Genomic DNA, 26,105 nt, shown 5'->3' on the forward strand with positions numbered 1-26,105 from the left:
TATCTTCCAAATGCTTCGCCCCTACTGACAAATGACAACTGTACGGGCGAAGCATTTGGAGAACTATTTTTAGTAATGACCGATAATTTATCTTCCAAATGCTTCGCCCCTACTGACCACTGACAACTGTACGGGCGAAGCATTTGGAGAACTATTTTTAGTAATGACCGATAATTTATCTTCCAAATGCTTCGCCCCTACTGACCACTGACTAAAACCGCAAATAATACATCAACTGAGCGATCGCATCCCCAGATAATTCTAAACGTTGTTGAAAATCTGCTAAACTCCGGTAAGAACCAGCAGCCAGACGGTTTTCCACAACTGTCTGTGCTAGGGATAAATCTATAAAAGGGATTTTGGCAAGACTTTCTACCGAAGCAGTATTAGGGTTAACTTGCTGGGGTTTATCGAGGGAATTTTGATCATAATAATTAAAATTCAGCAAAGACTTGAGCGGTTCTAATCGTTGTACTGGCAAACCCAAAGCCGCAGCCACATCTTCGATACAATAGAATATCACACCAGCGCGAGAAAGTTCCACAAGCGATCGCCCTTGGTGAATTGACAACCCAGGTAAACGCAGCCAATCATCCACAGTTGCTTGATTAGCATCAATACCCAAACCCAATTCAGCGGCCATTTGTACCTCTTCCCCCGACTGTAAACGATAATAAGGATCATTCAGCAGCTTGGCGCGAAGCTTTTGCAATTTCAGATTTAAAGGTAGCCACTTATTCATTTTTAACCTGATCCTTTTACCAATTACCAATTACCAATTACCAATTACCAATTACCAATTACTAATTACCAATTACCAATTACCTAAATTTGATCTAACATTTGCCGACGTTTTTGCTCAAACTCGTATTCAGAAATTAATCCATCTTGACGGAGTGCTTCTAACTCACGCAAAGCATTAGCAACTGATTCTACTTGATTCCCAACTTGGGTTGATACCTTCATTACTGATTCACCCAAATTAAAATACCGATCAAAAGTTTCTTCATCTTGAGTTAAATACCAAACCCCTTCAATAGCACAAGCTACCTTGGGAATCGGTGTCCAAGACAATAGAACATACAGTATTCCCCAAAGTGGCTGTCCCACGTAGAATTTATGTAAACCCGAAATCGTTAATGTGCCAGAAAAGGCTAAAATAGCAGCAATAGTCCGGCTTTTTCGTTTAGTTAAGATCATTTTATCTATAGCCATTCTACTTGATTCATGAACTGATTAATTCTTCAGAGGGAACAGGGAACGGGCAACAGAGAACAGAGAAAACTCATGTTTAAAAACATGAGATTGAAATAATGAAACTGTTTTTTTCGGGCTACGCATATTTTAAAAACATCTTTTTTTTGACTCAAGTTCTGAACTAGTGAAACTTTAGTTTCTTATCTGTTCCCTCTTCCCTCTTCCCTCTTCCCTCTTTTTGTAATAATATAGAATTATTGCTTGCTTGACAGTCATGCTCAAAATACCGAATGGAACTTTAAGATAAAATTCAGTAATAGTCAAGATTAATTTGTAAATAATGATATGATGCCACTCAATTCCCTATCAACAGAATGGTTAAACCTGCTTTTTGATCCCTACGCTGTGCTAGGGGTGTCAGTGAATGCTGATGAACGTCAAATCAGTAAACGGTATTATATTCTAGCAAAGTTGCTACATCCTGATAACTATATCAAGCATAACCAACCAGATCAGGAATTAGCTCAAGCAGTATTTACACAATTGATTAATCCAGCTTATGAACAACTCAATCAGACGAAAAAACGCTTAAATGTAATAAATTTACTACGCTCAGAAGCAGAAGTTTTAGATCCACAGAAAGTCCGTGCTATCAAAGTTTCTACCATTCAGGCAATATCAACAATGTCTGCTGAAGAAGCAGAATTATTTTATGAAGACGTAGTTACATCCTATGGGTATGAGCAATATCATTCATTACCTCAGTCATGTCACATAACACAGCAATTAAGTACGTTAAATATAGTCTATCTATCACACCAAAAACCAAACAGTCCACTGGCTAATCAATCTAAATCTATCATCCCCCAGGAAGAAAACCAGAGACCTCCAGACACCTCATCTTCAACAACAATTCTCAAACCAGAGCCAATAAGCTATGCTCAAGTTTACTATGAGAGAGCCGTAGAATATTATAATCAGGAAAACTGGAACTTAGCAGTAAAAGAACTGCGAGATGCTATTAAATTAGACCTAAATAACAGTGATTACTACGCACTACTGGGAGTAGTCCATTTTCACCAGAAATTTATAGGCATGAGTAAAGTCTACATCGGTCAAGCATTAAAAATTAATCCTCAACAACCACTAGCCTTAAAATACGCTGCCCTTTTGCCAATTCAAGTCAATGAAACAGTTAAGCCTCAATCAATGTCCAAAGCCTTGAGTATTGCTTCTTTCTTAGGTAAGTTTTTATCAACCAAACTTCATTAACATCCCCCCTAACTCTATCCACTTGAAGTCAAGTAGTGAAATTTCGGTAAAAACTCCTACTTGAACCGAAGTAGTTTCCCTAGATGAATCTTCTACACTAAAATGGGAACAGAGACAAAATTTGAAGCTACTGAAGTCATAGCACTCAGTTAAAGAAAAGCAAAATGGGATTCTTCGACTCGGAAATAGTCCAGCACGAAGCCAAGCAATTGTTTGAAGATTATCAAGCACTGATTCAGCTTGGCAACAGCTACGGCAAATTTGACCGCGAGGGCAAAAAGCTGTTTATTGAGCAAATGGAATCCATGATGGACAGATATCGCGTCTTTATGAAGCGTTTCGAGCTATCAGAGGATTTCATGGCGCAAATGACCATACAGCAACTAAAAACTCAACTAGGTCAGTTTGGCGTAACTCCACAGCAAATGTTTGATCAGTGCGATTCGTTGTTAGCTGAATCACGGTAATCAGTCCGTACATAAGCTAACCAACCCAATCCAATCCAATCATGGAAAAAGGTTGAACTCTCGGTCTGATATGGGTGAAAGTCCCATCTACCAGACTCAGGTATGACTCCCTATCTGCCCACGATGACCCGACTCGGTATCGGGAGGTCGAAGCTGGGAACAGGGCATAATCAGACATCCGTTGTGGGGTGACACTGGTGCTAATGGGGAGTTCCTACGGTGAAACACCAGCCTAGAAAAGCAACCGAACATTGAGCAGGACACAACAGCAAAATCCTGACTTCACTGGAGCATAATTCCCGCCGCATATTGGTCAGATAGCGGTAAGAGTCTAGGGAATCCAGTGGTTGAATTGGCTACACCTAACGGAACTATCAATCAACCGAGGGAACGAATAAAAACGGATTGAGGGTCTAAGGGCGGTCGAACCCTAAGTAGGCTGGACGAGCAGCGGAAATCCCTCAATCCGGGTAGGACAGGCCGTAATTGGTCTGAGGTGTTCAGAATACACAAATGGTCGCAGAGCATGATTAGACACAGAGGCAACTCTAGTGAATCCTGGAAGACGTTGCCTTGGAAGAAATTCCGCCGTAACTTATTCCGCCTACAAAAACGCGTGTATAAAGCTGTTCTTGTTGGAGACAAGCGCAAAGCGAAGTCCTTACAAAAGCTGATTCTGAAATCAACCTCCGCAAGATTACTGGCTATTCGTCAAGTAACACAGCTAAATGCTGGGCAAAAGACAGCGGGAATTGACGGTAAAACCGCGCTCTCTTTTGAGCAAAGGTTTCAACTGAGCGAAAAACTCTCAAGCGAATGTAACGACTGGAAACACCAGGGATTACGTGAAATACCTATCCCCAAAAAGGATGGCAAAACCCGAATTCTCAAAGTCCCCACTATTGCAGATAGGGCGTATCAATGCCTTGTTAAATACGCATTAGATCCAGCACACGAAGCAACTTTCCATGACAGGAGCTACGGGTTTAGAACGAGACGCTCGGCACACGATGCCCAGAAAATCCTGTTCAATAACCTAAATTCTCGCGTCAACGGAATAGATAAACGAGTTATAGAACTCGACATCGAAAAATGCTTTGATAGGATAAACCACACCGCCATTATGGACAGACTCATTGCTCCCAAGAGCATAAGACAAGGAATTTTCCGATGTCTCAAAGCCGGAGTTAATCCAGAGTTTCCCGAACAAGGAACACCTCAAGGTGGTATGGTAAGCCCACTATTAGCTAACATCGCCTTAAATGGGATTGAAAGTATTCACAGATATCACAGGACATCCAACTGTAGAATCACAGACAAAACCTCCAAGGAATATATTATTGAGCCATCAGTCCGCTACGCAGATGACATGGTAATAATACTCCGTCCCCAAGACGATGCTACCGTTATACTTGATAAAATCAGTCAGTTTTTAGCAGAGCGGGGAATGAAAGTCAGTGAGCAAAAGACAAAGCTAACCGCCGCGACAGATGGGTTTGATTTCCTCGGCTGGAACTTTAAAATCCAGAAAAACGGAAAGTTTAGATGTACCCCCTCAGTGGATAACTACAAAGCTTTTCGCAAGAAAGTAAAACACATCATCAACAACTCGAATTATGGTGCTACCACAAAGGCTGAGAAATTAGCCCCAGTAGTTAGAGGTTGGAGGAATTACCACCGCTTCTGCAAGATGGATGGGTCGAAGTTTTCCTTATGGCACATCAATCACAGAGCATTCAGGGTATTCAACAAGGAAACTAAGCAGAATCGCCATACCTGCCACGAGCTAATCAAGAAAGCATTCCCAGCAGTTCCTTACTCCGAAAACAAACACATCAATGTCAAAGGTGAGAAATCACCCTACGATGGAGATTTAAGTTACTGGAGCGAGCGCAACAGCAAGCTCTATAACAGCGATACCTCTAAAGCCCTTAAACGGCAAAACCATAAATGTGGTCATTGTGGATTGAAAATGATTGGGGATGAGAAGGTACATTTGCATCATTGTTGATGGAAACCATAACAATTGGAAACCTAAAAACCTTCTAGCCATTCACTTTCATCTGCCACGATTATATACATATCAGCAAAAGCGGAAGCTAAGAACATCGGGAGCCGGGTGCGGTGAAAGTCGCACGCCCGGATCTAACTGAGAGGGGCGAGGAATAATATCCTCCCTCGACTCAACCAATGAACGTGACATTAGAAAGGATGAAAGCGGAATTGGAACAAACAAAATAACTGGGAACAGGGGAGGCAGTGGGAAAATTCTTTCTCCCACTGACAACGGACAACGGACAACTGTACGGGCGAAGTATTTGGAGAACTATTTTTGGCAATGACCGATAATTTATCTTCCAAATGCTTCGCCCCTACTGACAACTGACAACTGACCAATTAGTTTGATTTGGGACGGGGAAACTGAGAAGGAGGCTTAAACTTTTCTACGGGTACGCCCTTAAGTGCTTTTGTCATAAAATCTCGCCAAATGGGGGCTACAGTACCACCACCAGTTGCTCCACTAGCTAACTGTTTGCTGTCGTCCCGTCCTACCCAGACAGCAGTAGTTAGTTGGGGTACAGTACCTACAAACCAAATATCCTTTTCTGAGGATGTAGTTCCGGTTTTACCTGCACTTGGTCTATCTATAGCTGCACCTTTTCCCGTACCTTCGGTCATTACTGAAGTCATGATATCAATAGTCGCTGCTGATGCCCAAGGGTCAAGAACTTGTTTAGGTTTGGGTGTATTATCGAGAATCACGTTACCAGCACTATCTGTAATTCTCACAATTACAGTAGATGGTGACTGCCAGCCATAATTAGCAAAGGTAGCATAGGCACTGGCCATTTCTAGGGGAGTGACACCAATAGCACCCAAAGGTAAAGAGGTAACAGGTTCCATGGGACTCATAATTCCTAATGTCCGGCAGGTTTCAATCACCTTATTCATCCCCACCGATTTACCAAGTTTAATCACTGGGATGTTTCGAGATTGAGCGAGGGCTTTGCGAATTGACATCGCTCCGGCAAAGCCACCATCATAGTTTCTTGGGAAGTACCTATTATTACCATCTTGGTAGCTGACTGGAGCATCTATCACTGTGCTATCTGGTGCATATTTGCCAGTAGCAAAGGCGGTATAGTAAACAAATGGTTTAAATGAAGAGCCTGGTTGTCGTTGAGCTTGTGTAGCTCGGTTAAATTCACTGGCTTTGTAATCTACACCACCGACAAGGGCTTTCACAAAATGGGTGCGGGGATCAATTGACACTAAGGCCATTTGATTCTTATTCAACCCTTGAGACTGAAGCTTTTCATGCCAATCTCTAACGGTTTCTTCGGCCATTGCTTGGAATTTAGCATCAACCGTAGTTTGGACGCGCATTCCCCCTTTGAGCAGAGAATCACGTCCAAATTTTTTCGCCAACTCTTGGGCTACAGTGTTGGTAATATAAGGTGAGGCACTACCTTGAAAAGACCTGATTTTACCCAGTTTAATTGGTTGTTTCAGGGCATCATCATATTCTTTTTGGGTAATCCAATTCAATTCGATCATTCGCCCCAGAACTTCCTTTTGTTTCTGTTTGGCCAATTTCATACTCGCAAAAGGGCTAAACTCTTCTGGTGCTTGGATTAAACCCGCCATCATAGCTGATTCACCCAAAGTTAAATATTCTGCTGATTTATTAAAATAACTGCGGGCTGCTGTTTGCACACCGTAATTGTTATGACCCCAATAAACTTGATTGAGGTACATTTCTAGAATTTCCTCTTTGCTGAGGATTTGCTCTAACCGAATTGCTAGGACAGCCTCTGCCAATTTCCGCGTAAAAGCCCGTTTTTGAGATAAAAATAGGTTTTTAACTAATTGCATGGTGATAGTAGAACCACCTTCTTTGACTCCACCTGCGACCATGTTAACGATGACAGCACGACCAACACCAGTGGGGTTAATCCCATGATGATCGTAGAAGTGACCATCTTCACTGGCTAGGACGGCGCGTTTGAGGTTGGGGGAAACTTTATTGAGGGGTACTACTTCTCGGTTAGCTTCTCCGTGAATACTGGTTAAAAGTTTGCCTTTTATATCGTATATGTAAGTTGTTTCCGAGGGGAAAAAGTTTTTTATTTGTCTAACATCTGGTAAATTACGGAAACTAATGGCTAAACCTACCAGTGTTCCCGCAACAATAGAGCTTGTTAGGAGTGTTATGGATAGCAAAGTACCGCCAGTTATCTGACCTACTCCCTTAAAAAACTCAAATCCAGATGAATCCTTCTCTTGTGGTTGTTTGTTTGCAAAAGTCCTAGACGACACGGCGATCTCACTTCCTCACTTGTAAATTTAAATGTAATTCATTAAATGGAAAAAGGCAGTTAATTTTTTGTAATTATAGTAATCTGGCCGGAGAAAGGACAGATAATTGGTTTGTGAACATAACAGACTTAACTTTTAGAGTGGAAAGTATAGTTAATAGCGAATTTCTTAGTATGACGCAAAGTTTCTCTTGGTTGCATCGTGGTGTGGCAGAAATTTTTCCGCAACCCCATGTTGGTGATAATGATACGGAAAGTTTGGAAAAGCGATTACTCAATTCTGACCGTCCTTTAAGAATTAAACTAGGTATTGACCCGACTGGGGCAGATATTCATTTTGGTCATAGTATACCTGTACGGAAATTACGGGCTTTTCAAGATGCTGGTCATACAGCGGTACTGATTATTGGTGATTTTACTGCCCGAATTGGTGATCCTACTGGTAAATCTGAGGTGCGTCGTCAACTTACGGAAGCTGATGTGGCACAAAATGCCCAAACTTATCTTGACCAAGTCCGTCCTATTTTAGATTTTGATACTCCCGGTAGGTTAGAAGTCCGTTATAACTCAGAATGGCTTTCCCGTCTAGATTTGGGGAAAACTTTGGAGTTACTTTCCACAATGACGGTCGGACAAATGTTAGCGAAGGAAGGTTTTGCGGAACGTTATAAACAAGAGAATCCTATTTTTCTCCATGAGTTCCTGTATCCACTGATGCAAGGTTATGATTCTGTGGCTGTGGAAGCTGATGTGGAATTGGGAGGGACTGATCAAAAATTTAACATCGCTGTGGGACGAGATCTACAACGTCATTTTGGTCTAAAACCTCAATTTGGACTGTTATTACCAATTTTAATTGGGACTGATGGTGTCCAAAAAATGTCTAAGTCTTTAGGTAATTATGTGGGTTTGGGAGAACATCCTTCCCAAAAGTATCAAAAACTTCAAGGTATACCAGATAATTTACTGTCGCAGTATTTTGAATTGCTGACGGATTTACCTTTGGATAGTCTGCCAGAAAACCCGCGCCACGCCCAAGAATTTTTAGCCTGGGAAATTGTCCGTCAGTATCACGGTGAACAAGCAGCTAATGAGGCGAAGGAAGCGGCAAAAAGTGGTGGGAAGGAGGGAGCATTACCAGAATTTTCTCTAGCTGCTATTCCTCAATTTCCGGCGAAATTAGCGTTTATTTTAGGTGCTACCGGTTTATGTAAAAGTACAGCCGAAGGTAAACGGAAAATTCAGGAGGGTGGAGTGAGGATAAATGGTGATAAGATTGCTGATGCGGATTTAAGTTTTTTTACACCTGATGATTTATATGATAAGGTGTTACAGGTGGGTAAGAAGAATTTTGTGCGGTTGGTAAAGTAGCTGTCAGCTATCAGCTTAAAATGCAAAACGGAAAACATCACGAAAGTAGGGGTAATTCATGAATTACCCCTACGAAACAATTAGGTTTTTGATTACTTCCTGGGTAAGTCTTAATAATGTTGTCATTATCAATAATTCTTAAAAGTCATGATTCAAACCTTAACTAAAATTGTTACATTCGAGGAATTTGTTAACTGGCTTCCTGACAATTCCGATATACGTTATGAATTACATCGTGGAGAAATTGTTAAAATGGCGCAACCAATAACGAACCACAGAGGCACAGAGAACACAGAGAAATGAGGGTTTGAGGAATATTTTGCGTAAGTCCTGTAATCTTAACAAAAATTTCTGACATATTCCCTGAAAATAGGAGATAAATGAAAAAATATGTTATCCTCTATAATTTTGTGAATTAAATACCTTTTTTGTAGAGATTCTAACCCATTAATAAAATTAGTAGAAGATAATTCTAAGGTAATTTTTAAATCTTTTCTAGATACAGGTTGATTACATTTACTCAATGCTAAAATAATCTGTTTTTCAATGGGTGATATTTTGTTAAATATTTGACTAAATAAAGATTGCATTTCTTGAGTAATTACTAATTCATTTTCTGCTAAAAATTCACCAACTTTACCATTAAAAATCTTTTTAATTGAGATGGTAATAGTTTTTAGAAACAATGGATGACCTGTATATAATATCATTAAATTTAACCAAGTATCTTCATCTTTTAATCCGGTATTTTTGAGAATATCTATATTTTCTAGTCCTGATAATTCTAAAGACTTAATGGGATATAATTCTTCATCTAAAGATTCCATTTCTGGACATTGTTCTTGACTCATTAATATGACGCTACTTTGATGTTGGGTTTCTGTAATCATTTTGAATAAGGTTTGATAGTCTTGATATTCTGGTTGATATTTTCCCGCAAATTGATGAGGAGTAAAGATATTTTGTACATCATCAAGGATTATTAAGCATTTTTTATTTGTGAGAATATCAAATAATTGTTTTAATTTATCATTTATAGTTGCTTTGGGTTCTTGTTGACAAGTATTTAATAAGTCGTTAATTAGTAAATTTAGGGATTTTGGAAATTTTAAACTTCTCCAAATAATAACTTCAAACTTTTGTTGATGTAAGTCTATAAATCTTTTAACGAGTGTGGTTTTACCAATACCAGATAATCCTAAGATGGAGATTAAATTAGTAGTTTGGTTTAATATCCAATTAAATAAAGTATCAATTTCGGAAATGCGATCGCAAAAACGATTAATTTTAGGAGCAATAGTTAAATCATAATAGAGTTGATTCTTAATACCTTGTTTTGTATTTTTAGAAGATTCATTATTATCATTATGACAATAATTTATCTGATTATTACCAAAATTATAAAACTGAGAATTATTTATAACTCTTTCTATAGTCCAACAAAAATTATGCTTATTAACATCTTCTCCTAAAGATTCTGATAAAATTTGCCATAGTTTAAAAAAAGTTTTTTGGAGATCTGCGTAAATGGAATTTAGCATTTAAATTGAAATATTACTATTCTTAGTAGCAACTCTTGCTGGTTGGGTAGATACAATTGCAGGAGGAGGAGGATTAATAACCATACCAACAATGTTAATACTTGGTATCCCACCTTCAGTTGCATTGGCTACTAACAAATTACAGGGAAGTAGTGGAACATTAGTTGCTTCATTATATTTTATAAGGAAAGGGATTGTTAATTTAAATAACAGTAAATTATTGCTATTCACAACTTTCATAGGTTCTGTCTTAGGTGGAAGAATGTTATTATTTATTAATTCTGAAGTTTTAAGGGGCGTTATCCCTATATTGTTAATATTAATGGGTTTATATTTTCTTTTTTCACAAAACATTGGAATCGTTGATCGTAAACCCCGAATTTCTTATATATCTTTTTCTGTTTTCGTCGCACCAATCTTAGGATTTTATGATGGTTTTTTTGGTCCTGGAACTGGAACATTTATGACCTTAGCATTTGTTAGTTTATGTGGTTATAACTTATCTAAATCAACTGCAAATGCTAAAATTTTGAACTTTACCAGTAACTTTTCAGCTTTGATTTATTTTGTCTTTTTTGGTGAGATTTACTGGAAAATTGGTATTTTCATGATTGCGGGCCAGATTATCGGCTCATCTATAGCCGCAAAAATGATTTTGGAAAAAGGGACAGCTTTAATTCGACCAGTAGTAGTTTCTGTCTGCTTTTTAATGTCTGCTAAGTTATTGTTTGAGTTTTTAAAGAGTCAATTTTTCTAAAGGTATTCTTTTTCCCGCTTTCGCTTCTTGTAATGCTGTTTTTAAACTTGCTTTAATTTCCATAACAGAGGTATCATCAGAATCAGATTCAGTTTCATCTGGTACAAGGATAATGACTCTGACTTGTTTAAGTGCATGAATTTCTAAAGGTTTATCTAATAATAATTGACCTTTTTCATCAAATTTTCCCATGACTTCAAAAGCTTTCATTGTTTGACCTCAAATAGATAAGAATACAATTATAGCTGAATATAATCCACTGACAAATATCCTTCATTGCTTCATATAAATTGTTATTTCCAGAAACCGCATGATAAGACTTTTCACCACTGGCATTTGATATAGCTAAAATAGCAACTGTATTCATAATGCAGATGAAGAATATAAGTGATTTTATTATAAAATATTATTATACGATAAATTAGAAAATATTTTTGCTAATCACAATATCATAAACTGTCTATTTTGTCAACCCACCCTTGACGTTGCTTTACAAAACTACATCAAGGTATTTCTAAATTTGTCCAAAAAATTCTCTATCACTCCTGAATATTTTCCCCGTCCTCACTTTCCCTATTTCTCAAATACCTATAAATAAAGGATTTCCAGATTCTACTTCCTACAATTTTAGAAAATTGATATACTAAGGCTAGATTTTGAAATTTTACCAAATCGCTGAAACTATTGCAAGATCGTTGATAAATAGAAATTATTCTCAATAAAATATTAAGAAAATATAAATATGAAGTTATATTAATTTTTCTAAAATAGAAATATTTAAACTATTTTCCAAATATTCATAATTTACACTTATAAATTAGGGAAATAACAGGGTTAAGAGCAAAAATTTTGTTGTAGTCTATTACACAGTATTTATATGTTATTAAACACTTGTAGGCTTTAATTAAGTAAATCTAATTGTTAAACTACTCAAAAGTAGTCATATTAAACATCGCTATTAAAGTATAATAAATTGGATAATATGTAATAAGTAATAATAAGAATTATGAATGCTGACAAAATTATTGTTCCTTTAGATGTACCAGATTTAGAAAGTGCGATCGCTCTAATTAATAAACTTCCCCAAGTCACTTTCTGGAAAGTTGGTTTGGAGTTGTTTACTAGCACTGGTCCCAAGATTCTGGAAATCCTCAAATCTCAAGAAAAGCGAATTTTCCTAGATTTGAAATTTCACGATATCCCCAATACTGTCGCCGGTGCTTGTCGCGCTGCGGCTGGTTATGGGGTGGATTTATTGACAATTCACGCAACTTGTGGTAATGATGCTTTAAAAGCTGCGGCGGAAGCGGTGCAAATTGGGGCGGAAAAAGCCGGGACAAAACCACCTCAGTTAATCGCTATTACGTTGTTAACCAGTATTTCGGCGCGACAATTGGCGGTTGATTTAAAAATACCTTTAGAATTGCCAGAATTTGCTTTAGAAATGGCACTGTTGGCACAGAATTCTGGTTTAAATGGGGCTGTTTGTTCTCCCCAAGAGGTGCAACAATTAAGAGCAAGTTGTGAAAAAGACTTTTTGCTGGTTTGTCCAGGGGTGCGGCCAACATGGGCCGAGAAGGGAGATCAAAAGCGATCGCTCACTCCCTCTCAAGCTATCACAGCGGGTGCAGACTATCTCGTTATCGGTCGTCCCATTACTGCGGCGGCTGTTCCTGAGTTAGCTTGGAATCAGATTGTTGAGGAGTTGAAGATATAATCTGATTATCAAGATAGTTCTTCCTCGTCATCTTCATGATAACAAATTCAAAATCAATTGTCAACCCTCTTAATACTATTTTTTTGCTTTTGTTGGGAGTAAATTAATAACGAGCAAATATTTGAATCAAATCGGTTTTACGTTTTAGGAAAAAATATCTGTCTAACAATCAAGATTTATCAATTACTGCCAAATTTGCAGATAGTTCATCTTCTTCAAACGCATCTGAATACAGTCTTTTATTAAAGACGTTCATTAGATCCTGAACTGCAACTTCTTTAACGCGAATTCCGTCAACATCATACAATTCTCTAGTATTGTTCTTAGTAATTATCCATACCTGACAATTTTTACCCTGGATTTGCAGAGTTTTTTTTCTAACATCGCCATTTGTTAATCTAAAATCAATTGTGATCTGAGAGTTCTTCAATTTATTGACATAATTTTCAATTTGTTCTTTTTTGTGTTCTTCAAAAGTGTTTCTGAGAGTACAGTCATACATCACTGCTAGACTACCAATTATGAAAAAACCATCGGCTCTACCAGCTTGGTTTTTTTTATCGTATTGATATAAACTGTGAATACCAAGTAGCCTGAGAATCATAAATGTATAATCCTCAAACTCTGCTGGATCTGATAGTGTCTTATGATTACCCAAAAATAAACAAATTTTTTCCTTGAGTTCTTTTAAATTGAAAATATTGTTATTATAAACTTGTAAATTGGTGATTGATTTTTCTATCTCAGAAGTTTGTGAATTGATTGGTGATACTATATCAGAAGTTTGTATATTAGTAACTGAATGTATAGGTTGATTTGTTCTAGGTGACAGCAATTGGATATGTTTAACTGATTTTATAACCCTCCCATCTCTATAATTTATAATTTTTACTACAAATCTAACTTTATCTCCTTTTACAATATTTTCTATTTGTATTTCCTCTAAATCTTCTTTAAAAAAGAATAAATCTTTATTTAGATTGTCTAATGGTTGGTCGGTTTTGATAAAACCGTTACCTTTTTCTATGCTTACCCAATTGATAACACCTGTTAAACTAATGGTCTTATTCAAGAAACGCACTTCCTGGGCAATTTTTTGTATAGTCCCATCTTTTCTATTCCATTCAGTAATACTGAATTCTACTACATCTGCTCGTTCAACATATTCAATACTGATACCAATCAGTTTATCAGCAAAGAAAAGTATGTCACCTTCATGACCAGGTATTGGTCTATCGGGATCAATAAATCCCAGACGACTTTTGCCTTCCTTAATACTAATAGCTCGGATTTTTCCTGTGAATTTCACGCTCATTGACTGACAACTCCTAAAAGTGGTAAATATAGGCCTGCCTAAAAACTGCACAAGCTAACAGTTCTCGGTGTTAGTATTTTATACTATACATTTTGGTACAAAAGATGTCAAAGCTGTTATTGCTTATCAGTACAAGTAAATAGAAAATCGGGATCACCATAAAGCGATAGGTTTAGGTTAATTAGACACCAATTATGGCAAAAACAAGCAATGCTAAAGCCTTTCTGTAGTTTAGGAGTTCAAAAGCAAGAAAGAAGAAGGAAGAAGAAAGTAAATTTCTCTCCTGCTTTTTGGTGCTTATATTTGATAGCCTGTAATTGCTGGCTATTTATTGCTCCTGGATTTCATTACTCCGCTTATGCTAAAAATATTCCTCCCAAACCTGTAAATCCCAAAATTAGTAATTCTTGTTCTGAGCAAAGTTTAGAAACTTTAACAACTCAGCTAATGTTAGATTTACCTAGCTATACTAATCGTGTTATCCAGCGTGCGCGTATTCTGAAACGGAGTGTTGATACTTTTTCCTATATCTTAGCTGCGGGTAAACCAGAATTTGAACCTTTACCATTAAATCCAAGTATTGATAATGGGGATAAGTATAACGCCAAAGGAGTAAAACAGGTTTTCTTTACTACCCTAGAACGGACATATATCCACAAAAAACCTGTGGAATTACAAGAATTTCACAGGCTATTTTTGACAAAAACGAACATTGGTTGGACTGTGGTAATGATGTTTACCCAAGACGGTAGTTATCCAGTCAAACCACCTATCGCACCACCGAGAAATAGTAGTAACGGGGCGATCGCTCAAGGTGTTAAACTATGGTTACGGGATTGTCAAGCTGGCAGTGTTCGATAATCATATCATTGTTTTTGTTTCGCGCAGAGGCGCAGAGAAGCAAAGGCGCAAAGGAAGAAATACATGATTACCCTTGGGGAATTTGATTTAATTCTGCTGTCAGTTTTTCTTGATTGCGTCTGCGGATTTTGGCGTAAAGTTGAATAGTCACAGCCATGAAAATCACTAAGCCAAAAATTAACCAAGCTGTAATATCCGTTGGTAAGTTATTCTTAAATGTCGCCAACATCACAATTACAACTAATAAAAGTGTTGGTGCTTCATTTAATGCGCGTAAACTTTGACCAGTCCACTTACATTCATTCGCTGCTAACTGCTTCATTAATCTTCCACAGTAATAATGATAGCCAATTAAAATCCCTACAAACCCTAATTTGAAATGTAACCAAGGTTCTTGTAACAGTTCCATGTTTGTAGATAAGATTCCAATGGCCATTGCTACCGTTACGCACATACCTGGAGTGGTAATAATATCGTAAAGACGCTTTTCCATGATTTGATACTGGTTTTTCAGTATCGTTCTTGCTGGTTCTGGTTCAAGGTTCGCTTCAACGTGGTAGATAAACAACCGCACTAGGTAAAATAACCCCGCAAACCAAACCACAAAGCCAATAATATGAAATGCTTTAAACCACGAATAAGCCATGAATCCTAACCTACCTTCATCAATTTACAAATGATTGCATCTACTCTCATTATCAGGTTATGGTGATTTTACAGCAAGGATGCAGGTAGGTTAAGAAGTGTAAATCTTATATTTATCATCATCATATTTCATCCTCAACTACTTCTTCTTCCATATTGAACTCAACTCGACTTTGTAAAACTATTTCTTCAATTACTTGAATACCCCTTTGAAAATCTAAGACTTTATTAAAACGAAGTATTAGTTCTGGAATATTTATCACTTCCTCTATACATTCCATATATTTCTTAATAATAGCTTTGATTTGATATCTTATCCTGGCTTGTTCCTCAATATTTTTGAGTAAATATTCAACTTTATCCTCAGTTTTGATTACAAAAGTAACTGGATATTTTTGTACCTTATCAATATCTAAAAAATATTTTCCCGTATCTAAAGTTTCTGTAACTTGAAAAAACCTTCCCAGAGGCTTCATAACAAAATCTATCCCACCATCATTTGCATTTGTGCGTCCAGTCTTATACAAAATCAAATGATCAACATTTAATTCATATTGTGACCAACCCCAGTATATTTTTTGTTCTGCATAATACTGTTTTAAAATCGCATAACTCACAATTTCAAATACTCTAGCATCTACATTTGACTTTAATAGACTTCTAATAAATTCAATTGCTGCTTCAGATGACTGATTTTGAATTTCCATCATTTTTTGACAATAAATCATGAATTCATTGAATGATTTCATTCTGGCTTGAATATAAGCATCAATGATATCTTTAACAGATTCAGAAATATTGATTAATTGCTCACCAATTTCGATTTTTAAAAGATTTTCATTAATCCAATATCTATTTGTTGTTGAATCTCTTATTATTGGTAAATAATCTGAGGTGCGAAAATATTTTTTAAATTCTTCATTTAAACGATGATTTAGAGCATGATTTTGAAGTTTCCTTCCAAAAGGTAGTTCTCTTTGTCTCATTAATAGAGTAGTATATTGTGCGCCTTCATAATCTTCATAGCCATTCTGTATATGAAAGTTATTTTGCAAATAATCTTCAATTAAAACATATATAGCATAATGATTAGCAAAGCTGGCTCTTGATTTTGAACCACGATTTGCAGCTTTAGTTTTAAGATTGATATATTGTAATAATTGACTATTGTTTAAAATAATATCTCCATCTCCAGGAAAATATTTATTAAGAATATTAATTATTGTTTTCGTGAAATCATGCTGTAGTATTTGCATCAAAGATACTCCCTTGGATAAAATCTAAATCTACTTTTTTACCATTTTTATTTTTGACATTATGGTTTTTCTGTGGTGGTAAGAGTTTTTCTCCTTTATATTCTGCCATTTTTAAAACCCTTCTTAACCCAATTTTTAGATATTCTTCTTGTAGTTCAATACTGATAGATTCCCTACCTAAAACTTTAGCTACAGCAGCAGTTGTAAAAGTTCCAGCAAAAGGATCAAGTATTAAGCTTCCTTCATGGCTACTTGCTAAAATAATTCTTTCTAATAATGACGCTGGTTTTTGTGAAGGATGGTTTTCGTATTCTTCCATGCGATATCTAACACGGGGAAAATACCAAGCATTACCAGGTACTTTTTCTGTATTATAGGGAGTAGGAACTGATTTCCTGTAATCAATTAATTTACGTTGTGCGCCTGTTTTTGCTTCAACTTTGATATCATCTGCATTAAAAATATAATTATTTTTATTTTTGACACAATGAAGAATAGGTTCATACATTGAACCAAAGTATTTTGTAGCTTGAACTCCAGAACTATCATAATGCCATATTATGCGACTGAGAATAGTTAATTTTTTTCTCAAGTAAATATCAAAATAAGGCATTGCTTGGGTACTTGTCATCACATAAATTGTACCATTTTGTTTGAGAATGCGAATACATTCATCAAGCCATTGATATGACCAATTTATATATTCTGCTTCTGATTCCCATTTATCATGGAAATTACCAAATTTCTTACCTATATTATAGGGAGGATCGATAAAAATTAAATCTACTGATTCTGAAGGAATATGATTTGATAAAACGCTAATAGCATCACCATGAAAGATGGTATGTTGTTGATTTGTATATTGTTCAATCATTATTTTAAATAGGTAGAAAAGATTTTGAATGTGCAGATCAAAAACTGATATAGTATTTCCTCGTCTAAAGAAGTACAAAAACATCTGCGTTTGTCTGCGTTTGTCTGCGTTTAATTATTACTTCTTTTACCTCACTTGAATAGGAATTGCTATAAAGTAATATATCATGTGACTTTACTATCCTTCTTCTCAGAAATACAAAAAAGAGGGATAGCAGAGAACAAGAAACACAGGTTTATAACTAATTCGACTGGGAACGCCGGACAAATGGTAATAAATCCTGTAAAATCACTTCATGATAATGTTCTTGGGGATAATGTCCCACATTATTAAGTTTAATTATTTCACCATTGGCGACAGATTTAACGAAAGTTTCCGCCATATCTACAGATAACCAAGGATCAATTATCCCCCATTGGACTAAAATAGGTTGTGGCCATTCTTTAAACCCATTTTCTATTTCTATCATCGCTTTTTCTAGTTGAAAATTGCGAATTGTGGTGAGGAGACTTCTCCCAGAAGCAGAACTTTTCAAAAATGGTTTTCTATAAATATCTAAATCTTCATCTTCAATGCGGTAACGACTACCCCCTTCCAATGTTCTATCAACCAACAAAGGATCTTGGGTAATGATATCTCCAGCTAATGGTAAACCCATTTGTTTGATTTTCCAAGGAATTTTGGCAGAAGTGGTAATGGGTGTATTTAAAATCGCAATATTAGCAATCTTTTCAGGATGACGTAAGGCATATTGTAACCCAACTGAACCTAAAAATCCTTGGACAACTAAGGAAAATCTTTCTAATTCTAAAGCTTTAACAAATCCATCCAAAGCTGTGATAAATGCGTCCGGAGTATAAGCAAAATCCTGTTTTTCGGGTTTACCAGAAAATCCGTAACCAATCCAGTCCGGTGCGATCGCTCTATTTCCCTGTGCTGCTAAACTGGGAATAACATTTCTCCAACTATAACTTTGAGAAACTAACCCGTGTAAGCATAACACAGGGATTAAATCAGTTCTCCCAATCGGTTCAGCTTCCCGATAAAACCATTCTAAAGAATCTACCGTAATTTTATGTTCTTGAATTGACACGCTATTTTCCTATTTGGGAATGCAATAACACTGTACAAGTGCTACATTATCATCCTACAAATAGGTAACAGGTGAGCAAATTCAACCTTTGCGCCTTTGCGCGTGCATCTTTCAGAGTAACTTCGTTAACGCGCAGCGTGCCGTAGGCATAACATAATTCCTAAAAAAAGAAAAAAATTTCGCATTTTATAGATAAAGGGGGTTGACTTGCGGCTGGGAATCTGATATAGTTGAAACTGACGAGGAAGAACTATCTTGCCATAAAAATTAATTAAACTCCAATACCTTTTCCTTCTTCTCGCCATAACTGATTTAACCTGTTAGCGGGCATGGTTAAATACAAAACATCTCCAGGGGCGAGAATCGTTTCTAATAAATCCCAGCCCTGTACAGTTTCGTGGTTGATTTCCACATACAAAGGCACAAAATCCGCCAACTTGGCCACATCTTTCACCCACTCATCACAGAAAGGGTGTATTGGTGTAATTGTGGTGGCAAAAGCTACCCATAAATTATCAGCAATAATGCCATTACCAATAATCCTACCACCTAGGGCAGCAGCAGCGAAGGCAGGGGCAGCTAGTTCAGCGGGACTGAGTACAGCTTCAAAGTCAAATACCTGTTGTGCTATACCAGCAAAATCGGGATCAGCATAGTTGACAATCACAGGAATATTCGGTGCTAAAGCCTTAGCTTTGAGAGCAATTTCCAAATTAGTAGCATCATTGCTAGTGACAGCTAAAACTGCGGTAGCTGTGTTGATATTACTTGACTGTAGAGTAGCGCGAAAACTGGCATCAGCAAGGATGACAGGAATACTCATACCTCTAGCAGTAGTCACATATCTATTATTAGCGTCTGTTTCAATTACTACTACTTCATGGCCACTCAGATGTAATTGTTGAACAATTCTAATGCCGATACCACTTAAACCGCAAACAATATAATGATTATGTTGGGGAATTCTCGCTGCGTCTAAAAATTGTTTTAAGCGACTACCCAGGATAAAATCTGTCAGCGTAGCGTACCAAAGCCCAATTACCACAGCCCCAATTAGCATAATGATAACGGTAAATAATTTGATGCTATCAGGTGCATTTTCTACGACTTTATCATTACCACCAGCCCCTGTAATCATGCCGACAGCAAAATATAAAGCATCAACAAAAGAGAGATTATGCTTACTGGCAACATAGGTAAATGTAGAGAGTAAAATAATTACTAATAAAGCTATTGCCATGCCGACAACTGATTGGGCGTGTTTCTGAAATTCCCTAATATTAGCAAAAGCTTTGATTAATTTTCTAATAAATGATTTACGTTGTGGACGAATGCGGGGTTGAGTGCCAATAATTAAGCGATCACCTACTTTCAATTGTTGATCTAATAACACTGCTGAAACTACATTCATTTTCCCTTGGATAGGGACATAATAAATCAGCATTCGCGTTGGATCTTCCCATAAACAGCTAATTTTTCTACCCTTCCAAGCATGATTTTCGTGAATATATTCTTCTTGAATTGGCCAAGTTTGCTCAAGTAATTTAATTTGGCCAATGGCTTTGTTTCCTAAAGCGGCAAAGGTAAATACTGGTGCGGCTAAACCCACAACACTCAAACTTAAATGATTTGACAAAGTTTGATCAAGACGTTCACCTAAATTCGTATTATAAAAACGGTTAATAATCCGAATTTGGGGATTAAGTACCCGTGCTTGCATCATGATTGATAAATTTAGGGCATCATCAGAAGTCGCAATTACTAAAGTATGTGCTTCGGTAATTCCCGCTGCTTGCAAAGTGGCAACTGCCTGTAACTCACCAACAATTACATTAGCAGCAGTTTCACCAGCAACGGGTTTGCGATGAATACCTACTACTAAAGCCCCATGTTCTCTCAGTAACCGAAATATTTTATATCCGGTACGCCCTAAGCCGCAAACAATAATTCGAGGTTTCATAAAACCGCAGCATAAAATTTATATAAATGGCTACATAGGGGGTGCTGAAAAAGTTGTCTGTGAGGGCTAGGAGTCAGGAGTCAGGAGTCAGGAGTCAGGAGGAAGAATTAGAAGAAGAGAAGAATAGTATTGAATCTGGTCAAGTGATAGGTTTTTGCTGATTTCAACCCTTATTCCTTGCACCTGATTCACCTTTTTTACCTTCAAACTCTTGATATATCTCAGTTCTAGGTTTATTCAGCAGCCCCTACATATCAATTATCAAAAAAGAATTCAGGAGTTGGAATTGAATTCAATAATCTCTATTCTTGCTTAACTAACGGGATAATAACTGTAACTGAACACACTATAGGGATAAGATCCCCGACTTCTTAGAAAAGTCGGGGATCTGACTCTTGCAGAAAATTAAAAATAATTAGAAAATGCACATAATAATCCGACAACCCTCTAACTAATGCGGGAAGCACAAGCAAAGAGGGGATGTCGAAAACGAACAAATTATGTGACTAAATCGGCATTGGCAGAAGTGCGTTTCAGCATGAATACAGCCACAATAATTCCCACAATGGCTAATCCCGCAGTTGGATAAAAGAAATTAGTGTAACTGCCGAAAATGTCTCTAATTTTGCCAGCTAATAAAGTTCCACCCAAAGCCCCCATACCGTAAGCAGTGAAGACAATACCGTAATTTTTGGCATAGTCTTGGGATTGAAACATGATTAAAGTAGAAGTGGGAGCGATCGCTAACCAACCCCCCAAAGCCAAGTAAAATAGCGAAAAAGCGACTATATAAGTGAGTACACTGCCCTTACCCGCACTCAGCATCATAATCGAACCAATCAAAATTAAAACAAAGGAAACAATTGCCCCCAACTTTGGCGTAAATTTGTCCGTAAACCACCCAAAAAACAACCGTCCCGCACCATTAAAGACAGCAAACAGAGAAACTGTATTTGCGGCTGTGGCTGCATCTAATTTAATAATTTCCTGTGCTAGAGGACTAGAAATACCAATAGCTGCCAGTCCCGCAAAAGAACCAATGGTGTAGCACAACCACAAGCCATAAAAACTGGAAGTCTGAAGAATTGATCCTGAAGTTGTCGTGTGAGAATTTGTTTGCACAGATCCGGGTGGAGTCCATCCTTCTGGTTGCCAACCTGGAGGAGGAGTTGTGAGGACAGTAGAAATAGCGGTAATAATAACTGCAAAAGCAATACCTAAAATTACAAAAGTTTGCTGAACTCCAAAAGCATCTATCAGAAACTTGGCCAAAGGTGCAGTAATTAAAGGTGACAAACCAAATCCAATCACAGTAGCGCCCACAGCCAAACCTTTTTTATCAGGAAACCACTTAGCCACCACAGCCAATGGTACACCGTAAGTGATACCCACACCCATACCAGCAATCACACCATAGGTAATAGTTAATGTAGGAATATTGCCACCCAAACTAGAGAGGATATAACCTACTGCCGTAATTAACCCACCAACACCTGTAATCAGACGAGTATCAAAACGATTGATATAAAAGCCAGTGATTGGCATTAAAATTGCGAATACAACCAGCAGCACCGTAAATGGTAATAGGCTATCAGTTGCACCCACACTAAGAAGTTTTTCCAAAGGTTTTCTAAAAATACTCCAAGAATAAACTGTACCCAAGCACAGTAAAACAGTGATACTTAGAGGTATCAGTAGCCATCGCCCTTTCTCCGCAGGCATACCAAATAATTGTAGTTTTTCCATTTGTTGTTATGTGAGGTGAATATATAATTTTTTTGCAGTATCTCACTTTTTGGCTAAATTGGCATAAATGTTTTTTATATCGAGGTGAGTACGTAGGATAGCGTGAAAAATTAGCTAAGATATTTCTGTTAATTCTTCTGGATAAACTGCTGTAAAGTAATCCTGGAAAGAATTAATCAGGGTTATTATGGCACTTTATTTAGATTCAGCTATTGCCGCAGAAGCCGAAATTGTTAAACATTGGGGTTGGGTAAAAGGTATCACCACCAACCCCACATTGTTAGCACAAGCCAACACCCCACCAGAAACCACCCTCAAAACCTTAGTTTCCTTAACTTCAGGTCCGGTATATTATCAACTCCTCGTTTCAGACAAAGAGAAAATGATAGCCCAAGGGAGAAAAGCTTTTGAAATTATTGGTTCTCAAACCATCTTAAAAATTCCTGCCACACCCCTAGGATTTGAGGTAGTAGCCACCCTTTCCTCAGAAATCACCTGTTCCGTCACCGGCATTTACAGCCCCGCACAAGCCGCAGTAGCCAAGGAAGCGGGGGCAAAAATCGCCATAGCCTATGTCAATCGGGCTGAACGCTTGTTAGGAGACGGTATTGCTTTGGTACGAGATATGGCCAGTATTCTCAAAGGCAGTAATGTGGAAATTTTAGCAGCTAGTATCAAGTCACCAGCAGAAGCAGCCGCGTCTCTCCAAGCCGGTGCTAATCATCTCACCTTACCATTGGCAATGTTGCAAGCCATAGCAAGCCATGAATTTTCCAATCAAACCGTGATTGATTTTGCGGCTGGAGGAATCGGCTTAACAATTTAAATTAATAGCCTCTAGTATATACTCCAACACCATTAGTGAATAAATGAAGGGTTTCACCCCTCATCCTTAAAACCTTGATTTTCCATAATCAAAATATTTTAAAATTGGTTTTATGGTCCTAGACAAAATGGCTTAAAAACCAGTGAAATCAATCTATATCGGGGATGATGGGTGTGACCCCCTATTAATTATTCCCGGAAAATATAGATTACAAACTGTTGGCAATGAACAAATAAAAAATTTAAAAATAAATGCCAAATTGGCAACCATCATGAAACGAACCAGGCTAAATTATATGAGTCGAGCAAAAACAAGGGATTCGTTAAGAGACTGAATCAATTAGCAAAAAGCTCTTGTTAAGATTGCTTAAAAAATAAATAGAATTAGTATTTGCTGCCTAGGAATACCTGCTAAGTATAGACGTTATCGTTAACCTGCAAATTACCCCCCTAATTAACGGTTCTCGTCTGTATGAATAAAGTTCCTAATCGCTTCAGCAGCAAATGATAGAGTGGGAGAGAAAGGCGCTTGGTAATGCCTCCTCCCACTCTCTTTTTTTGGGTACTTTTTATAAGTCGTGCAGCTTTTAATCTGTTGATTCTGACTGATAAATTCTGTGTTGAAAAAGTCTTTTTTGCACCAGTTGAATTGATTCTACAATTGCTTCTAATTTGACAGGCTTAGGAATAAAATCATCCATACCAACAGATAAACATTCATCTCTGTTTGACTGCATTGCATTGGCAGTCATAGCAATAATATAAGGACGATTAGTTTTACCCCATTCTTGATAAATTGCTTCTGTTGTTTCTATCCCATCTAATTCTGGCATTTGTATATCCATGAAAATAACATCATATATCTGTTGTTTTAATGCGGTTAATACCTCAACCCCATTATTGACAATATCTACTTGATATCCTAGTTTCTGAAATAATTTCTCAGCAATTTTCTGATTAACAATATTATCTTCAGCAATCAATATTTGTAAAGGAAATTTCTGGGAGAAATGGGTATCAAATTTAATGACTGGTTTTTGGATATCTTGATTTTTGGGGGTGAGAAAATCTAGCTCTACACTAAATAGACTACCTTGGGATAATTTACTAATGACTTTAATTTCACTACCCATTATTTGAGCTATTTTTTGACTAATTGCTAAACCTAATCCTGTGCCTTGAGATTTAAGTTTACTTTCTCCTACTTGCTCAAATGGTAAGAATATTTTGGCTAATTTTTCAGAGCTAATTCCCACACCAGTATCTGTGACTTGGAAGTTTATTTTAGTTAAATAAAATAACTCATTTTTTGGTTCTTGACTAATAAAATTAACAATCAAAGTTACTTTACCTGTATCCGTAAATTTAATAGCGTTTCCTAATAGATTTAGCAAAATCTGTTTTAAGCGTTTTTCATCGGTATGAATAATAATAGGTATTTTTTGGTCAAATTGATAGATAAAATCAATATTTTTTTCCATTGTAGAATAACGACAAATTTCGACTATCCCTTTCAAAAAATCAGGAAAGTTAAAATTTTGCAGTTCTAGTGCCATTTTTCCAGCTTCTATTTTAGAAATATCTAAAATATCATTAATTAATGATAATAAATGGACACCTGATTGATAAATGATTTGAATATCTTCTTTCTCTGATGTTGTTAATGTTGGTGAATCTTGAAAAATTTGAGAAATTCCTAAAATACCATTTAATGGTATCCGCAGTTCGTGACTCATGTTGGTGAGAAATTGACTTTTGTAACGGTTAGCATCTACATAATTTTGTTTTGCTAATTCTAATTCTAAATTTTGCTGAATAAGCTGTTCTTTTTGTTGCTCTAATATTTCTGCTATTTGCTGAAGTTCTAGCGATTTATCAAATAATTCCATTTGCGAATTTTTTAGGATTAATGTTGCTGTTTTTCTTTCACTAATCACAGCATTTAATACAAGTGTTGTTAAGACAATTACCCCAATAAAGCATTGTAGTAATAAAAGAGATTCATTTAAGTTAGAACGATTAAATGCTCCTAGTCCTCTAACTGTTCCTAAAATAGCCATTACAGCTACAAGTACAATTAAGTTTGTAGCAGCTAGTTTCCCAAACCGAAAAACTGCCCAAACTAAACAAGGAATAATCATGTATTCTATAAAGTAGTTACTAAAAAAAGCATTTTCACATATAATAATAACAATTGTTAATAAGAGTAAAATTTCGATAATTCCCCAAAAAGTTCTTGATTTTAGGTTAATTGCAAATTCTTGTTTGTGCGTTAAGAAATATTCCTTAAATAACTCTCCCCAAGTTAGTAATGCTGGAGTAAAAATAAAGATTCCAGCTACGTTAGATATCCACCAAGTTACCCATAAATTGGTAAAGTCAATAATAGATATTTTTCCTCCTAATGTTAATGCTGTTACTCCCGCAGTCGCATTCACAATTGGTCCAATCATCCCTGTGAATACTAAAAATTTCCTCACGTCGCTTAGTCGTTCTAGAGGAGAGGGTGTAGCAACTAATTTGCGAAATAGGAAACAACCCAGTAATATCCCAGAAGTTGTACCAATAGCAATTCCTAAAACCTGTAAAATTGAAGAAATGAGCGTAATGATATTGGTTGGATTAATAAATGCCCAAATATTTGCTAAGAATGACCCAATTAATACTCCTGGCCAAATCCAATACCCAAAAAGTAATATAGCAGCAGTAGCAAAACCATCAGGTGGCCAAACTGGTGTAACATTTTGGGGCGTAGAAGCGAGAATTCGAGAAAATTGTGCAGTTTCGTAGTATACTAAAGCTAAAACTGCTATCCATGTAGAACGGACTGATATAAATCCTAAGTTGAATTTCATTAATTTATAAGACCTCGCGGTAAGCGGGAAACTC

General features: G+C 36.8%; 21 protein-coding genes and 1 pseudogene. 8 read left to right on the top strand and 14 right to left on the bottom strand.

Going from position 1 to position 26,105, the window contains the following annotated elements:
- Positions 1–211 precede the first annotated feature (211 nt).
- Together FJR06_RS02260 and FJR06_RS02265 are read right to left on the bottom strand one after the other, a co-directional pair.
- On the bottom strand, positions 212–742 hold the full coding sequence (locus FJR06_RS02260; protein ID WP_015083239.1) for a ComEA family DNA-binding protein: 531 nt from the start codon (positions 740–742) through the stop codon (positions 212–214).
- Positions 743–825: 83 nt separating this feature from the next.
- The gene (locus tag FJR06_RS02265; protein ID WP_041458635.1) at positions 826–1,197 is read right to left on the bottom strand and encodes an NINE protein; all 372 of its coding nucleotides are present in this window, start codon (positions 1,195–1,197) and stop codon (positions 826–828) included.
- A gap of 345 nt (positions 1,198–1,542) precedes the next feature.
- Between FJR06_RS02265 and FJR06_RS02270 the strand changes: the two genes are divergently transcribed.
- From FJR06_RS02270 to FJR06_RS02280, 3 genes and pseudogenes are all read left to right on the top strand, one after another.
- A complete protein-coding gene (locus FJR06_RS02270; protein ID WP_235082127.1) occupies positions 1,543–2,469 on the top strand; it encodes a DnaJ domain-containing protein in 927 nt (308 codons plus the stop codon).
- A 164-nt stretch (positions 2,470–2,633) separates the two neighbouring features.
- Entirely contained in the window at positions 2,634–2,936 is a 303-nt protein-coding gene (locus tag FJR06_RS02275; RefSeq protein ID WP_015083236.1) for a DUF1825 family protein, read from the top strand.
- 526 nt (positions 2,937–3,462) lie between these two features.
- Positions 3,463–5,039 (top strand): annotated as a pseudogene (locus FJR06_RS02280) (group II intron reverse transcriptase/maturase).
- Between the two features lie 99 nt (positions 5,040–5,138).
- On the opposite strand, the gene FJR06_RS02285 reads toward FJR06_RS02280, so the two are convergent.
- The gene (locus FJR06_RS02285) at positions 5,139–5,318 is read right to left on the bottom strand and encodes a hypothetical protein (protein ID WP_162471204.1); all 180 of its coding nucleotides are present in this window, start codon (positions 5,316–5,318) and stop codon (positions 5,139–5,141) included.
- Positions 5,319–5,333: 15 nt separating this feature from the next.
- Positions 5,334–7,256 (bottom strand): transglycosylase domain-containing protein, encoded by a 1,923-nt coding sequence (locus FJR06_RS02290; protein ID WP_168650597.1) that lies wholly within the window; start codon positions 7,254–7,256, stop codon positions 5,334–5,336.
- A gap of 173 nt (positions 7,257–7,429) precedes the next feature.
- On the opposite strand from FJR06_RS02290, the gene tyrS reads away from it, so the two are divergent.
- A complete protein-coding gene (gene tyrS / locus FJR06_RS02295; protein ID WP_174783403.1) occupies positions 7,430–8,626 on the top strand; it encodes a tyrosine--tRNA ligase in 1,197 nt (398 codons plus the stop codon).
- 338 nt (positions 8,627–8,964) lie between these two features.
- Here the strand turns inward: tyrS and FJR06_RS02305 are convergent, their stop codons facing one another.
- Positions 8,965–10,167 carry an NB-ARC domain-containing protein gene (locus tag FJR06_RS02305; protein ID WP_168650603.1) on the bottom strand — a complete coding sequence of 401 codons (1,203 nt, stop codon included), beginning with the start codon at positions 10,165–10,167 and terminating at the stop codon, positions 8,965–8,967.
- Between the two features lie 10 nt (positions 10,168–10,177).
- Between FJR06_RS02305 and FJR06_RS02310 the strand changes: the two genes are divergently transcribed.
- Positions 10,178–10,924: a TSUP family transporter gene (locus FJR06_RS02310; protein ID WP_371723276.1), complete on the top strand. Its 747-nt coding sequence runs from the start codon at positions 10,178–10,180 to the stop codon at positions 10,922–10,924.
- On the opposite strand, the gene FJR06_RS02315 is transcribed toward FJR06_RS02310, so the two are convergent.
- A complete protein-coding gene (locus FJR06_RS02315) occupies positions 10,904–11,134 on the bottom strand; it encodes a hypothetical protein (protein WP_168650606.1) in 231 nt (76 codons plus the stop codon). The genes FJR06_RS02310 and FJR06_RS02315 overlap by 21 nt on opposite strands.
- Before the next feature lie 796 nt (positions 11,135–11,930).
- Between FJR06_RS02315 and pyrF the strand changes: the two genes are divergently transcribed.
- A complete protein-coding gene (pyrF, locus tag FJR06_RS02320) occupies positions 11,931–12,641 on the top strand; it encodes an orotidine-5'-phosphate decarboxylase (RefSeq protein WP_168650608.1) in 711 nt (236 codons plus the stop codon).
- Positions 12,642–12,810: 169 nt separating this feature from the next.
- On the opposite strand, the gene FJR06_RS02325 is transcribed toward pyrF, so the two are convergent.
- The gene (locus FJR06_RS02325) at positions 12,811–13,956 is read right to left on the bottom strand and encodes a cold-shock protein (RefSeq protein WP_015083230.1); all 1,146 of its coding nucleotides are present in this window, start codon (positions 13,954–13,956) and stop codon (positions 12,811–12,813) included.
- 210 nt (positions 13,957–14,166) lie between these two features.
- On the opposite strand from FJR06_RS02325, the gene FJR06_RS02330 reads away from it, so the two are divergent.
- A complete protein-coding gene (locus tag FJR06_RS02330; RefSeq protein ID WP_168650610.1) occupies positions 14,167–14,817 on the top strand; it encodes a hypothetical protein in 651 nt (216 codons plus the stop codon).
- A gap of 67 nt (positions 14,818–14,884) precedes the next feature.
- Here FJR06_RS02330 and hemJ read toward each other — a convergent pair whose 3' ends face one another.
- The 6 genes from hemJ to FJR06_RS02360 all read right to left on the bottom strand — a co-directional run bounded on the left by hemJ (position 14,885) and on the right by FJR06_RS02360 (position 22,391).
- Entirely contained in the window at positions 14,885–15,463 is a 579-nt protein-coding gene (gene hemJ, locus FJR06_RS02335) for a protoporphyrinogen oxidase HemJ (protein WP_015083228.1), read from the bottom strand.
- Positions 15,464–15,584: 121 nt separating this feature from the next.
- Complete coding sequence (locus tag FJR06_RS02340) at positions 15,585–16,718, bottom strand: restriction endonuclease (RefSeq protein ID WP_168650612.1); 1,134 nt, start codon at positions 16,716–16,718, stop codon at positions 15,585–15,587.
- Positions 16,699–17,592 carry an adenine-specific DNA-methyltransferase gene (yhdJ, locus tag FJR06_RS02345; protein WP_015083226.1) on the bottom strand — a complete coding sequence of 298 codons (894 nt, stop codon included), beginning with the start codon at positions 17,590–17,592 and terminating at the stop codon, positions 16,699–16,701. The genes FJR06_RS02340 and yhdJ overlap by 20 nt, the downstream gene beginning before the upstream one ends.
- A gap of 241 nt (positions 17,593–17,833) precedes the next feature.
- Positions 17,834–18,685, bottom strand: coding sequence for an alpha/beta fold hydrolase (locus FJR06_RS02350; protein ID WP_015083225.1), 852 nt, complete (start codon positions 18,683–18,685; stop codon positions 17,834–17,836).
- A gap of 271 nt (positions 18,686–18,956) precedes the next feature.
- A complete protein-coding gene (locus FJR06_RS02355; RefSeq protein ID WP_015083224.1) occupies positions 18,957–20,645 on the bottom strand; it encodes a TrkA family potassium uptake protein in 1,689 nt (562 codons plus the stop codon).
- Between the two features lie 498 nt (positions 20,646–21,143).
- Positions 21,144–22,391 (bottom strand): OFA family MFS transporter, encoded by a 1,248-nt coding sequence (locus FJR06_RS02360; protein ID WP_015083223.1) that lies wholly within the window; start codon positions 22,389–22,391, stop codon positions 21,144–21,146.
- Between the two features lie 187 nt (positions 22,392–22,578).
- Between FJR06_RS02360 and FJR06_RS02365 the strand changes: the two genes are divergently transcribed.
- On the top strand, positions 22,579–23,217 hold the full coding sequence (locus FJR06_RS02365; protein WP_015083222.1) for a transaldolase family protein: 639 nt from the start codon (positions 22,579–22,581) through the stop codon (positions 23,215–23,217).
- Positions 23,218–23,803: 586 nt separating this feature from the next.
- Here the strand turns inward: FJR06_RS02365 and FJR06_RS02370 are convergent.
- Positions 23,804–26,105: MASE1 domain-containing protein (locus FJR06_RS02370; RefSeq protein WP_217357049.1), on the bottom strand; the 2,302-nt coding region annotated here is incomplete at its 5' end.

Source organism: Dolichospermum sp. UHCC 0352 (assembly GCF_009711925.1).
Lineage (GTDB): Bacteria > Cyanobacteriota > Cyanobacteriia > Cyanobacteriales > Nostocaceae > Dolichospermum > Dolichospermum lemmermannii.

Bases quoted from the DNA above. Each gene is read 5' to 3' on its own strand.
- FJR06_RS02360 (WP_015083223.1), bottom strand. From the start codon at position 22,391: ATGGAAAAACTACAATTATTTGGTATGCCTGCGGAGAAAGGGCGATGG.
- FJR06_RS02305 (WP_168650603.1), bottom strand. From the start codon at position 10,167: ATGCTAAATTCCATTTACGCAGATCTCCAAAAAACTTTTTTTAAACTA.
- yhdJ (WP_015083226.1), bottom strand. From the start codon at position 17,592: ATGATTGAACAATATACAAATCAACAACATACCATCTTTCATGGTGAT.
- FJR06_RS02365 (WP_015083222.1), top strand. From the start codon at position 22,579: ATGGCACTTTATTTAGATTCAGCTATTGCCGCAGAAGCCGAAATTGTT.
- FJR06_RS02260 (WP_015083239.1), bottom strand. From the start codon at position 742: ATGAATAAGTGGCTACCTTTAAATCTGAAATTGCAAAAGCTTCGCGCC.
- pyrF (WP_168650608.1), top strand. From the start codon at position 11,931: ATGAATGCTGACAAAATTATTGTTCCTTTAGATGTACCAGATTTAGAA.
- FJR06_RS02315 (WP_168650606.1), bottom strand. From the start codon at position 11,134: ATGAAAGCTTTTGAAGTCATGGGAAAATTTGATGAAAAAGGTCAATTA.
- FJR06_RS02340 (WP_168650612.1), bottom strand. From the start codon at position 16,718: ATGCAAATACTACAGCATGATTTCACGAAAACAATAATTAATATTCTT.
- FJR06_RS02275 (WP_015083236.1), top strand. From the start codon at position 2,634: ATGGGATTCTTCGACTCGGAAATAGTCCAGCACGAAGCCAAGCAATTG.
- tyrS (WP_174783403.1), top strand. From the start codon at position 7,430: ATGACGCAAAGTTTCTCTTGGTTGCATCGTGGTGTGGCAGAAATTTTT.
- FJR06_RS02270 (WP_235082127.1), top strand. From the start codon at position 1,543: ATGATGCCACTCAATTCCCTATCAACAGAATGGTTAAACCTGCTTTTT.
- FJR06_RS02355 (WP_015083224.1), bottom strand. From the start codon at position 20,645: ATGAAACCTCGAATTATTGTTTGCGGCTTAGGGCGTACCGGATATAAA.
- FJR06_RS02330 (WP_168650610.1), top strand. From the start codon at position 14,167: ATGCTAAAGCCTTTCTGTAGTTTAGGAGTTCAAAAGCAAGAAAGAAGA.
- FJR06_RS02325 (WP_015083230.1), bottom strand. From the start codon at position 13,956: ATGAGCGTGAAATTCACAGGAAAAATCCGAGCTATTAGTATTAAGGAA.
- hemJ (WP_015083228.1), bottom strand. From the start codon at position 15,463: ATGGCTTATTCGTGGTTTAAAGCATTTCATATTATTGGCTTTGTGGTT.